Consider the following 12,767-nt stretch of genomic DNA (forward strand, 5'->3'; position numbering starts at 1 on the left):
AAGAAAATGACCTTGACTGAGCTATTGACTACGCGATGAGTGCGTCCTCCAAGTCATGTTCGTTTTGGAGCAGCTGTTTCAGCTCCTGAATTCCTGCCTCTTTTAACACTTGGTAGTGATCCACATTCAGTTCGATGATCTTCGGTGGATGCTGGCTAAATGGTGGCGAGTTTTCAAGAAACGAGTAGTGGTCTCCCTGCGCTTTCAGAATCGTAACCGGTGTATTGAGTTTCCGGTTTGCCAGTTCGTCGAACTGATAGCTGAAACCGTAAGTCATGGCTACAACACGAATGATTCGTTTCACCAGACTTTCCTCAAGCTCGGTAAATCTCTGGCATATAAAGGAAACAAAGTCGTCTTCCGTTCGGCACAGTTGCAGACAGCGGTCCAGCAGCTTTCCTTCAATCCGGTGTGCAAATACCGAAAACAAAATGGCGAGAAACACAGGATTATCAAATCGTGCTTCATGAGAATACGCTTTTTCTCTCTCCATTTGGGTCACGGGTGCACCCGGAGCCAGTAAATACAAAGCTTTGACTTCTTCCCCCATAGCTTCTAGCTGCGCTGCGGTTTCAAACGCAACACGTGCGCCAAAGGAATAGCCCCAGAGTGTATAAGGTCCGTTGGGTTGCAGTGCTTTGATTTGTTTGATGTCTTCCGCCGCCATCTCTTTCACCGATGCCAGAGGAACTTCACCCTGATTGATCCCAAGTGCCTGTATTCCAATAAGGGATTGATCGGTAAACAGCCCGTCGGCTAACGATCTCAGGCTCAGTGGGTAACCGCCTAATCCTGGCCAGCAAAACACAGGATCTTTGGAACCTTTACTGAGGCGTATAAATCGAGCGTTCTCATGTTGCTTGTTTCCATTTTCTTCAACCCATTTTGCCAAATCCGCAATGGTGGGTTTTTCGAACAGAACCTGAAGAGGCATTTTTATGGCAAAGCTGCCGTTAATGCGGTTAACCAGAGCCACAGCCGTCAGTGAATTGCCTCCTGATTCGAAGAAGTTATCCTGCGCGGAAACCGATTCCCATTTCATCACCCGGCACCAGATATCGCCGATTTTCTTTTCAGCCTCAGTACAGAGCGGAACCATCTCCCGATTGATGTCCAGACTTTTAAGTGCGTCCAACTGGTTGAGTGCGGCAAGGTCTACTTTTCCATTCACGGTTTGAGGGAGGTTATTAAGAACCAGTACCTTGTTGGGGATCATATAGTTAGGCAGTTGTTGCTCTAACTCTTCTTTCAGCATTTCAGCAGGGCCTTTCATGTGTACACTGTCTTCGTACATGCCTTCGCTCTGATACTGCTCCTGGCTGACTGCACCGCCAATACAGAAGTAGAAGCTTTCAACTGGAAGGTTGAATTCCGACACGATGGAACGGATTTTTAATGCCGAAGGAAGATCATTTCCTGATTTGGAACTGTAGCCAGAAGACATCATACCCAGTAGCTGGTGGTTGCTTTGGAAACGGTGAAGCGCGCGACCAAGATGAACGTAATGGCTGTCTTTGTCTTCACTGTTGCAAACCATGCTGATACCAAAACTTGAACGCTCATACACCTTCTGATTGATGGTGATTACGTCACTTTTTTCGATGACGCGATTGGTCATGAAATCTAAGTCGCCATCTCGGTATCGATAAAGACCCGCAGGCAATCCTTCGACTTTATTTTCATGCGCCTGAACCAAAATCTGAACAGCATCGGATGTGGTACTTGGAGTGCGGTTTTCAATACGATAACTCCCCAGATAGTAGTCGCTACGCTCGCCTTCATACCATTCTGGAAGTGTATCTCGTGAAACGGAGAGGTTCTGGGAAACCGAATGAGCGTGCTCTGGCAGCAATTCATCAAACAGACCAAGCATGTGCCCGGTTTCCATCTCCAAGACTTCCAGAACATTGTTTTTGTACACATGTTCGATGGCACTACGTTTACCGATGAAGTGAATGTTGAAGCAGGGAGCGTAATCTTCTGGCAACGCGCGAATGTGGATCAGGCAATGTTCAACTGGGTGGTAGTAGTAAACACCGGGTTGCAACCCTTCCATGCCGCTCAATTCAAAATACATTTGCGTGGCGTATAGCGCCCCCGGAGACGCATACGCATGTTTTGGTAATAGACGTTCTTCGCTGAGGAACTGACCAAAGTTACGTAAAAGCACGCCAAAGTTTTCAAGAGAAATACGACTCTGATTACTCATTGAACAGGGCCCTGGTGGTTGATGTTCTAGCAAACTAAGCAGAGTGTCTTTCGTGATTCTGGAATCGGACTCGAAGAAGCGATAGGTTTTCCGACCAAATGCTCGGGCTCTTTGTTCTTTCGAAGCGGTTTTACCCGAGAGGTTGAAGATGTGCTCAGGTTTGCGACCTTCAAGCGAAAGACTTCCGGAGTTTGAAAGCTGCGCCTTCACCTGAAACTTATTGGATTTAGATTGATGGTGGCTGTCGTGATTGCCCTGATCCATCAATGCTGCCTGAGTCTCATCAAGTTCAACGCAGGCAACTAAGTTTTGGTGACCCGTACGGGCATCATCCTTAACCACCACTGCTGCGGTTTTTACCCAGTTGTGATTTTCAATCGCAAGTCGAATTTCATCCAGCTCTACACGGTATCCACGAAGCTTTATCTGGCTGTCTGCTCGCCCGATAAAGTGTGTGTTGCCGTCGTTGTCCTGTTTAACGAGATCGCCGGTTTTATAGAGAATTTCATGACCGGGAAGAAAGGCTTTGGGGTTTTTTACGAATTTCTCGGCGGTTAGCTCTGGGCGATTGTGATAGCCATTAGATACCTGAATCCCAGATATATGAAGCTCGCCAATTTCATTCACCAGAGCTGGTTCGCCGTCTTCCCGGAGCACGTGATACATGGTATTGGCAACGGGTTTACCTATGGAAATGGCATCTGGGTATGTGTTGATTGAGCTTTGGGAGAGGGTGAAGGTGGAAGCGTTAACGGTACATTCGGTGGGGCCATACAGGTTGGTGAGCGAAGCATCTGGCATCTTATTGAAAAATTGCTTCGCCAGATTCCTGGTGAGAATTTCTCCCCCGCTGAACACCTGCTTGAGAGACTCGCAATCGGGAAACAGCGGGTGGTCGACCAGAGCCTGTAATAATGTGGGCACACACTGCAATACCGTAATTTCTTCATCAATGATGGTTTCGAGCATCGCATCCGGATCTTTGTAGCATCCTTCGGGTCCCACAATTAACCGACTTCCGTATGCGGGTGCCAGAATTTCCCATTGGGCGGCATCAAAGCTGGAGGGCGTTTTTTGAATGATTCGGTCAGATCGGTCGAACCCAAACTGACTCTTCATAAATGCAATTTGATTGGAGATATTCTGGTACGTAACCATGACACCTTTAGGTTTCCCCGAACTTCCTGACGTGTAAATAACATAAGCCAGACGTTCACTGGACACGTCTGTCTTGCCGTTTGTTTTACTGCTTGTCGGCAAGTTATTGAGTTCCTCTAGCGTCACAATCTTAATGCCTTCAGTGACGATGGAGGTGAGTTGCTCTTTTAGATGTTCCGAGGTCAGTACAACCTGAATACCAGAATCCTCCACCATGTACCGGAGGCGTTCGGTTGGATAATCAAGGGCTAAGGGAAGATACGCGCGATTTGAAGCGAGAATGGACCACGCGCCAAGAACCATGTCAGCGGACGGACTGAAGTACAAGCCAATGCAGGATACTTGATCATCAATTGCGCTGCTCAAGCCATTTGCATTCTTAACCACCTGGTGGAAGAACTCACCGTATGTGTGAGAGGCGGTAAGATCCTGAACGGCGATGTCTTCTGGATGAGTGAGTGCATGAGATTCCAGCATGCTCAGTAAACAAGGATCGCTGGAAGTTAGGTTATCGTCTTCAATAAGGTTTGTGTTGGGAACGGATTTAGGTATAGCTGTGTTCATTCTGAGTAAGCTCCTTTTGTTAATGAACGCAGTGGGAAGGCCTACAGAGAAACTACATAATGAAAGAAACTTACACAAGAGAATCTTTTATGAAAGATAAAATCTTATAAAAAACTGACATAACCCGTACATGTATCTCAGGTAAGAACTTTGAAATAACTTGGACGTACGGGAGGAAGGGAAGGTTACTTTTCGCTTACAACAAGCCAGCTCCTCATGATTGAGGCAAGTTGGTTTTGTTCTTCAAGTGTCAAAGGCGAAAGGTTTTTTTCGGCGTTTGCCAGATGTGCTTCAACGGCTTTATCTATCAGGGCTTTCCCCTCTTCTGATAGCGTGACTTTGCAGCTGCGTCTGTCTTCGTTACTTGCCACTCTTACTATTAAATTTCGCTGAACAAGGTGTTCGATTCGGGTACTCATCGCACCGGATGACAGCATAAGTGTCTGATACAACTCGGTAGGCGTCAGTGGTTCATTATTTCGCCTTAATGTTGCAAGAATATCGAACTCTACTGAGGTTAATTCATGATCTTTAAAGACCTTATTTTGTTTTTTTTCAATGATTTGACTCATGCGTCGTAGCCGACCAACTACTCCCATCAACGAGCAATCCAGTTCAGGTCGCTGTTTTTGCCACTGAAGTAGTAATTTATCTACATGATCGTATTCCATATTGCACACCAATTTAGCTTTCCAAGAAGATACTTTACATTGAATTATTTATGCATTAACTTGGATTTATCTTTTCATAAAGATATTTATTAGAAAGATACAAAATTTTATCATCAAACTTGTTACTACACACCACTTTCACCCACAAACTTGATCTGGTTATTAAAAGGAATCAATAGATGGTGATTTTATAAAATACAGAGGTAGAACAATGACTAAGCTCCAGACACTCTTCAATATATCTCTTACTGCGTTAGCTCCCATTGTATGGGGCAGCACTTACATAGTGACAACAGAAGCCCTCCCCGCAGACCTCCCCATTTACGCTTCTGTGATCCGCGCATTAGGTGCCGGGTTAATTCTAGTAATGCTGTTTAGAACCCTGCCTTCTGGTAAATGGTGGTTCAAAATCAGTGTTTTGGGGTTGCTCAATATTGGTCTCTTCTTTTACTGCCTGTTTGCGGCGGCTTACTACTTACCGGGTGGGATCGCCGCGCTATTTTTATCCACACAACCCCTTTTTGTTATTGTGCTTGGTGCACTGATTTTAAAAAGTAAGCTTAACCTGACGAACTTGATGTCTGCCGTTATCGGCGTTTTAGGAATCGGTTTACTGGTGGTGAACAGTGCATTTGATCTGAACCCAATGGGTGTGATTTTCGGCTTTGTCGGAGCACTGAGTATGGCGCTTGGAATTGTGCTGACAAAACATTGGGGAAGACCAGAAGGGATGACGGTTCTTGGTTTCACCGGATGGCAACTGACATTGGGCGGTATCGCTTTGCTCCCTGCCGCCATGATGTATGAAGACTTTCCTTCTTCACTGAATCTGGTCAACATCTCGGGCTATGTTTATTTAAGCATCATAGGCGGAGCATTTGGCTACTTTGTGTGGTTCAGGGGAATTGAAAAATTAAATACGATCACGACTTCGTTTTTAGGCTTTCTTAGCCCTGTGTCGGCTAGCTTGCTTGGTTATATTGTGCTTGGTGAAACATTCACTCATTTACAAATGCTGGGTGCGTTCGCCATTATCGTGGCCATTTATCTTGCGAGACCACAGCCTCCGAAACCTCAAGGCCTGGAGGATTCGGTGCCTGCAACAAGCTCTCGCTGAGCTGAACATCTTAAGATTATTTGAGTACAAACAGGGCAGCTTGCTGCCCTGTTTAGTTTTCTTTGATGTGATCAACTGGCACTTTTGATCACGCTTGACTGTTTTCCCGCGTCGTTGACTTGATAACCAAGAGCCAGAATCTGATTTCGGATTGCGTCCGCTTCTTCGTATTTTTTCTCCTGCTTGAGCTTCACTCGTCTTTCGGCAAGCTGAATGATTTCCTCTGGGATCGCTTCTTCTTTGACTTTGTCTATTTCCAGACCAAACACCAAGTCAAAATACAAAAGCGTGGCTTTTTTGTCTTCGGGAGAAAGTGCGCTGTCCAATACTTCCCAAACCAAGGACAATGCTTGTGGCATGTTAAGGTCACGATTGGTTCGCTCTAGAAATTCCTGTCGGAACTTTTCATCAACTTGACCACCATCGGGCAGTGCCACTACTTTGGTTCTCAGTCGGCTAAGGGCTTTTTGCGCGCCTTTTAAGCCGTCCCAGGTAAAACTCAGGTGGCTTCGATAATGACTGGTTAAAGCCAGGTATCGGTAAGCCAGTGGCTCAAAGCCTTGTTCCAACAAGCTTTCCAGACGGAGGGATTTGCCTGATTTGGAAATCTTCTCGTTATCGATTTTCAGAAAGTAACCGTGCAACCAATAGTTTGCCTGAACGTGACCATTTTTTGCCTGACACTGGGCAATTTCGTTGGTGTGGTGAACCGGGATGTGGTCTTCTCCACCGATATGGATATCGAACACTTCCCCCAGATATTTTTCTGCCATGGCTGAACATTCAATGTGCCAGCCGGGGAAACCTCTGCCCCAAGGACTGTCCCATTCCATCTGTCTCTGCTTGTCACCGCTGAATTTCCACAATGCAAAGTCGGTGGGCAGCTTTTTCTCCGCCATGTCCACACGAATGCCTGCTTCCAGCCCTTGCTTGTCCAGTTTCGCCAGCTTGCCGTAATCCGGTAGTTTGTCCGTGTTGAAGTACACGCCATCACTGGTTTGGTAGGTAAATCCTTTTTCTTCCAGAGACTGGATAAATTCTATCTGCTCTTGAATGTGCTCGGTTGCGCGGCACGTAATCGATGGAGTAAGAATGTTCAGTCGCTCGAAATCCTGAAAGAAAGCATCTTCAAAAAAGGTGGCAATTTCCCAAGCAGACTTTTGCTGCTTACGCGCCCCTTTTTCCATTTTGTCTTCACCGGTGTCGCCGTCAGATACAAGGTGACCAACATCGGTGATGTTCATGACATGCTTTACCTCGTAGCCATTAAGCTGGAGTACTCGGCGCAACACATCGACAAAAAGATAGGTGCGAAGGTTGCCAACGTGAGCGTAGTCGTAAACGGTCGGTCCACATGCATACAACCCAACCTTTCCTTCCTCAATGCCATTAAAAGGCATGAGTTTTCTGTCCATAGTGTTAAAAAATTGCAGTGCTGGCTGAGCCATAATTCAATCCTTGTTTCGGTTGTCGTGAACAAAATAAAAAAGGCCGTAGATGGGAGCATCTACGGCCTTAGTAATCGAGTGATATTGATATCTGGGTTAACTATGCGTCAGGTACTCGAATGCAGCCGTAAATGCAGGATTTACAGCAACAACACTCTTGATTGATAAACGCAGTCATTAAATTCATGTTTTTTAAATTAAGCGAGATGAGACCAGATTGCAATGGGGGAGTTTGATATAAATATTGACCTCTACCTAAGTTGAGGTTTTAGAGTGCAGTTTCAACCATAACCAAGTAACGTCAAGAAGCTAAAAGCAAACAGGAAAACCATGTTAACGGATAACCAAAAAGCACTGTACCTGAAAAGATTAAACATAACCGAAATACCAAAAGACCCGCGTGAGTTGTTAGCGCAGCTTCATCTTGCCCATTTATATCATCTGCCATTTGAAAATCTGGATATTACATTTGGCAGAAAAATCAGTCTTTCAGAACCGAAGATTCTTCACAAACTGCTGGAGGAAAAGCGGGGCGGATTCTGTTACGAGCTCAACTACGGTTTTTATCTGTTGTTACTCTCAATGGGGTTCAAAGTTCAATTGCTTTCGGCAAGAGTCCTTGGTTCTGAAGATTATGGACCGGAGTTTGATCACCTAATGCCACTGGTCGAGATCGAGGGTAAACAGCTTTTGGCTGATGTTGGGGTAGGAGACAGCTTTCTGGTGCCAATTTCGATAGATGGCACTGTCCATCATGACGCCTATTCTTCTTACAAAGTCGAAGATAAAGACGGGCAACTTTTCCTGATGCGCAGCGAAGACAAGCAAACCTGGCAACCTCAATATCAGTTCACTTTGAGGGAACGAATTTTAAGTGATTTTACTGAGATGTGTGATTATCAGCAGACGTCTCCCAAAGCCATTTTCACACAGAGAACCAGTTGCTCAATCGCTACGCCTGATGGTCGGTTAACCCTGACAGGACGTAAGCTGGTAACAACCAGACAAGGTAAGAAGTTTGAACAACCCGTCAACTCTGTACAGGAATACCATACCCTGCTTAAAAAGCATTTTGACGTGGTGTTACCGACTGGTTTCGATGTGGAAAGCTGGTTTAATCAGGACTAAAAAACCGGAGCTGATGCTCCGGTTTTGTTGAGGTTGCTGGGGGGCTAGTTACAAGCGCCCAGATCTTTCCATACGTCCCAAGGTCCAGAGTTTTTCTCTGGATCTGCACCTTGAGTCCACCATTCGGCTTGGTACTTCACACCATTGTGCTGAACAGTATCGCCAGTCAGATACACAGTACCTGCATCCCAGGTAGCAAGCCCCGGGCAAGTTCCGCCGTTAGACCCTTTCTTGACGGACACTTTCTGACTATAAGAAGCCGATTTACCACCATTGTCGGTGACTGTCAGTTTGACTGTGTAAGTGCCGTTCGCGACGTAGTTTTGAACGCCTTTCACGCCTTTACCAGTGCTGCCGTTACCGTAGCTCCAGGCGTACTGAACGATGCTTCCGTCGTTGTCATAAGACTTAGACGCATCAAAGGTACAGGCAAGCTCGTTACAGGTATAAGTGAAATCAGCAACAGGTGGTTGGTTAATATCAATCAAGTCCACTTTACTGTTAGGCACGCCGCCCGGGAAGTGAGACGACACTTTTGGCCAGATCTTACTGATGTGCGCACCTTTGTTGTAGCAACCACCAAGGTGGTGAAGTGCAATTACGTTGTTGCTGGCTGCCGCTAATACAGGTGAACCAGAGGAACCGCCCTCTGTATCACACAGGTAGCCAGCATCCGTATTAGTACCGCGACCATTTGTTACAGGGCGATCGACCTGACATAAACCTCTGTCAGTCTCGATACCCAGTTCTTTCTTACGGCCACCGGGATGTTGAGGAATGTAGATACGCTCAGAAAGCTTAGGAATACGAGGGTCTAAACCAAGGTAGCCAAACTTAGAAATCTGAGAGAAGTTCTTCACGTTAAACAGGGTGTAGTCCAGCGTGTAGTCGGTAGACAGTAGCTTGTTCGCCTGAACTTTAACTGTGGTTGCGCTCGCTCCACCACAGGATGCTTGCTGGTAGTTGAACCAGACTTCTGTAGACGCTGCTTCAGCTGCAGATTCCACACAGTGGTTGTTGGTCATCATCAGATTGTCAGGACCGACACGCCACGCTGTACACAAACTGCGACCGCCAATCAACAGTCTTGCAACTGGCTTTGAATGGGCAAATTCTGTTGGGTGAGAATCTTTGTAGCACACCGCAGCTTTCTTCTGATCGGTACCGCAGATAGACTCGGTGCCGTCTGGATTCATGTTGATGATCGAATCGATCTCGGCTTGCGTTTTACCTTTCTGGTACTGATCGATGACCACATTAAGCACCGCATTAGGATCCTTAGCTTCACCGATGACTTTTACATGCACAGTGTCGCCTTGAATCGACATCCCAGAGAAGCTGTTTACGCCATCATCTCCCGCAGCAGAATCGTAGGTTTTCGCTGTGTTCAAACCCGGTCCGTAGTGCAGTACTTCATCTCTGTCTGGGGACGAGACTTCTACTGCCATGCCTTCCGGCACCTGAAACTGGGAGAAGTGAACTTTGATGAAGCTTGCGCCTGGTGAATAAAGCAGATTGGCACTTTCTTCCAGAGCACTGCTTGCAGTTAAAGAAAGCTGTGCGCTGACTTCTTCAGAAATAGTTGGCAGTACATCTGGGATCTGGTCATGGGCTGCAAATGCCGACGTGGCCGTTGCCACTCCCATTGCCAACGCGCTGATCACCATGAGATGGTTTTTTTTCTTATTAAGTTGTTTGATGTTGCGGTTCATTTTTTTAATTCCATTTTTATGCATCTGTTGATTTCAACTTTTACCTGGAACCCCAAACCCTACCTGAAGGACGTGACGGCAAGGACAAGCTATTGAAATTGAGCAGGTTGTGTTATTCGATCAAACGTATCTGCTCAGCTTAAGTGCCTAACTTCTATGAATAATCGAATGTTTGCTCTCAAGATAATCACCCTGTTTGTGCGAACAGGAGAACTCCCCTTTCTTTTCAAGCAATAAAAACTTAGCCGAACACACTGAATCCGCTTTATTTTTTTGCCAAAAAATCAATGCATTTTATGAAGTTATGAGAGCAGTTCGGATTAAATGAAACTAATAAATCTCTCAGTTTTTCTTTTAGTGACAATGTTCCAATTTGAACAAATACTCGCTTTTAACATGCTAGGTTATTGTTCCAGATACAAAAAAGCCCGGCGCGTCAGCCGGGCAAAATGGATTGAGGTTCCATTGAAGTTATGGAGTCCACGTAACTGTCAAATCGACGTTTGAGTATGCCTGATAGCCATTCAGGCTCATGTGCCACTTACCAGCGCTTGGATTGTTGATAACGCATGATTCTGCATTACCGTTGATCCAAGGAGCACAGTCGTTGTCGTAAGTAGAAGGCTGGCTGCCAAACTTCACATAAAGGTCGGCGTCACCTGTGCCACCAGCAATGCTGACAACCAGTTTGCTCATTCCTGCTGGAATGTCGATGTTGTAGTGATCCCAGCTGCCTTGAGCCCCTGAAAGGTTCTTAGCGGAAGCTGTACCACCTTGATTTGGGTTTGGATCCGGGTCTGGTGTGCCACCACCTGCAAGCTGAATTGCGCGATCAACCGCTGCATTGGCGTCTAGCATACCTGCGCCACAGCCACCGTTGCTGCACGAGCCTGGGAATGGGCGAGCAGAATCTTTGATGATGCTTTCAACCTGATCCGGAGTAGCTGCCGGGAATGCCTGTTTCACCAGAGCTGCAACACCTGCCACGTGTGGCGTTGCCATCGAGGTACCGCTCATACGGGTAGAAGAAGGACCCTGAGGTGTTGCTGTACCTGAATCTACAGTAGACAGGATACTTACGCCCGGTGCCATGATGTCTACTTCAGAACCGAAGTTACTGAAGTTTGCCTGATTACCGCTTTGGTCAGATGCGCCAACCGTGATAACGCCCTGACAGTTTGCAGGTCTTACGTTCGCAGTGTTGACTCTGTCGTTACCTGCTGCGATAACAACCACAGCACCTTTATTACGTGCCGCATTAATGGCGTTTTGATAGGTATAACCACAGGCGCCAGAACCACCAAGGCTGAGGTTGATGACTTGTGCTGGATTGCTGTTATACACGTTACCCGCGCCTGCTGCCCACATGATACCGTCTGCAATATCCGATAAAGAACCACCACAACGGCCAAGTACACGTGCAGAGGTCAGGGTTGCATCAAACGCAACACCGACACCGTACTGACCATTACCTTCAACCGCGCCGACTGTACCCAGTACGTGTGTACCGTGCCAGGTGGAATTACGCGCTGGAATAGGGTTGCCATACTTGTCGCGACCACATTCGCCATACGCTGAGCGGTCACCAGCATCAATACCGTTAGAATCACGACCATCGCCATCACGCGATGTCCAGGCATTGGTGATGAAATCGTAATGAGAAACCAGACTTGGGGTCAGGTCTGGGTGGTTAGTGAAACCTGTATCCACAACGCTGACTGTGACGCCCTGACCAGTCGCTTTGTTCCACGCCTGAGGTGCGCGAATACCTGTTGTGTTGTTGCTGTAGTGCCACTGGCTTGAATACTGTGGATCCGCTGGTGTGTAGAAAGGTACTGCCCAGCCATCCAGTTCCACGCTTTCTACGTTTGGATCGGCTTTTAGCTTCTGAATGATGTTTTCTAAGTCGTATGCGTTGGTCGCACCGCCCACTTTCACAACGTGGTGATCATCCAGAAGCATGGCGCGTTTGTAGCTGATTTCGTTACCTAATTCATTCGTCAGGTCATTCGACAAGCTACGAATGTTATCAGACTGCTGAGCTTTCACGATTGACGCCATGAAGCCGCTTTTCGCAGTCGCAGACGCCTTGTACTTAACGATGAGCTGTACGTTATCGCTAGGGATCGTTTCCAACGCTCGGGACAGTGCCTGCACTGAGTTCTGAGCCTGAACAAGAGCCGCAGACGAATCTGCCGCAAAAGCGCTAGATGCGGATACTCCCGCTAGCATAAGCGCCGTTACCACTGCTGTGTGTTTGAAGTTTGTTAGTTTCACTTCTTATCTCCGTGACAAATAGCGACCCGCCATCAACCTTCTTCTCTGTGCACGTATGCAGGCGGTTTACCTGTCTCCCCACCTTACATACTGAAATGTGCACATGAATCGGATTGAATTTAGCGAGCTGCGAATGATTCGGTTATGTAATCCATCACCAACCAAATCGAACACAAATCGGGATCTCCGTTCCCGTTCTAAATTTCGCTAAAAACACTAAGGTATAAAAAATGGGGTTTATAGAATGGAAGTGAATATATGGAATCATCAATATAAAACGGCATGTATAGCGATGAAATCTATCTTTTAGTAATTAATGGAATTTGTTTGATACTTAATTTCTTGCTTGATTGATTTAGGATTGATTTATTTTGAGAAAAGCTATTCAAATGAGAATTAAAGGTCAAAGTATCTAGATATATTCGTTTTGCTGGATGGAATTCTGGCTGTTTACAAAATAACCAAAATCACATTTTGTCTGTT

Annotated in this window: 7 protein-coding genes; 2 read left to right on the plus strand and 5 right to left on the minus strand. The window is 46.4% G+C overall.

Annotated elements, in window-relative coordinates; all coding sequences use genetic code 11:
• Positions 1-28 precede the first annotated feature (28 nt).
• Complete coding sequence (locus INR79_RS20265; RefSeq protein ID WP_223099429.1) at positions 29-3,931, minus strand: amino acid adenylation domain-containing protein; 3,903 nt, start codon at positions 3,929-3,931, stop codon at positions 29-31.
• Positions 3,932-4,116: 185 nt separating this feature from the next.
• Positions 4,117-4,602 (minus strand): MarR family winged helix-turn-helix transcriptional regulator, encoded by a 486-nt coding sequence (locus tag INR79_RS20270; protein WP_223099431.1) that lies wholly within the window; start codon positions 4,600-4,602, stop codon positions 4,117-4,119.
• Positions 4,603-4,813: 211 nt separating this feature from the next.
• Between INR79_RS20270 and INR79_RS20275 the strand changes: the two genes are divergently transcribed.
• The gene (locus tag INR79_RS20275) at positions 4,814-5,719 is read left to right on the plus strand and encodes an EamA family transporter (protein WP_223099433.1); all 906 of its coding nucleotides are present in this window, start codon (positions 4,814-4,816) and stop codon (positions 5,717-5,719) included.
• A gap of 71 nt (positions 5,720-5,790) precedes the next feature.
• On the opposite strand, the gene cysS is transcribed toward INR79_RS20275, so the two are convergent.
• Positions 5,791-7,167 carry a cysteine--tRNA ligase gene (gene cysS, locus INR79_RS20280; RefSeq protein WP_223099435.1) on the minus strand — a complete coding sequence of 459 codons (1,377 nt, stop codon included), beginning with the start codon at positions 7,165-7,167 and terminating at the stop codon, positions 5,791-5,793.
• Positions 7,168-7,497: 330 nt separating this feature from the next.
• Here cysS and INR79_RS20285 point away from each other — a divergent pair, with 330 nt between their 5' ends.
• Positions 7,498-8,295, plus strand: a complete 798-nt coding sequence (locus INR79_RS20285; RefSeq protein WP_223099437.1) for an arylamine N-acetyltransferase family protein — start codon at positions 7,498-7,500, stop codon at positions 8,293-8,295.
• 44 nt (positions 8,296-8,339) lie between these two features.
• Here the strand turns inward: INR79_RS20285 and INR79_RS20290 are convergent, their stop codons facing one another.
• Both INR79_RS20290 and INR79_RS20295 read right to left on the minus strand, forming a co-directional pair.
• Positions 8,340-10,007, minus strand: a complete 1,668-nt coding sequence (locus tag INR79_RS20290) for a PKD domain-containing protein (RefSeq protein WP_223099447.1) — start codon at positions 10,005-10,007, stop codon at positions 8,340-8,342.
• A 471-nt stretch (positions 10,008-10,478) separates the two neighbouring features.
• Positions 10,479-12,284 carry a S8 family peptidase gene (locus INR79_RS20295; RefSeq protein WP_022560743.1) on the minus strand — a complete coding sequence of 602 codons (1,806 nt, stop codon included), beginning with the start codon at positions 12,282-12,284 and terminating at the stop codon, positions 10,479-10,481.
• Positions 12,285-12,767 lie beyond the last annotated feature (483 nt).

The sequence above is a fragment of the Vibrio sp. SCSIO 43132 genome (assembly GCF_019904195.1).
Lineage (GTDB): Bacteria > Pseudomonadota > Gammaproteobacteria > Enterobacterales > Vibrionaceae > Vibrio > Vibrio nigripulchritudo.

Excerpts from the sequence above, each read along its gene's own strand:
- INR79_RS20275 (WP_223099433.1), top strand. The coding sequence starts at position 4,814 with ATGACTAAGCTCCAGACACTCTTCAATATATCTCTTACTGCGTTAGCT.
- INR79_RS20290 (WP_223099447.1), bottom strand. The coding sequence starts at position 10,007 with ATGAACCGCAACATCAAACAACTTAATAAGAAAAAAAACCATCTCATG.
- INR79_RS20270 (WP_223099431.1), bottom strand. The coding sequence starts at position 4,602 with ATGGAATACGATCATGTAGATAAATTACTACTTCAGTGGCAAAAACAG.
- INR79_RS20285 (WP_223099437.1), top strand. The coding sequence starts at position 7,498 with ATGTTAACGGATAACCAAAAAGCACTGTACCTGAAAAGATTAAACATA.
- INR79_RS20265 (WP_223099429.1), bottom strand. The coding sequence starts at position 3,931 with ATGAACACAGCTATACCTAAATCCGTTCCCAACACAAACCTTATTGAA.
- cysS (WP_223099435.1), bottom strand. The coding sequence starts at position 7,167 with ATGGCTCAGCCAGCACTGCAATTTTTTAACACTATGGACAGAAAACTC.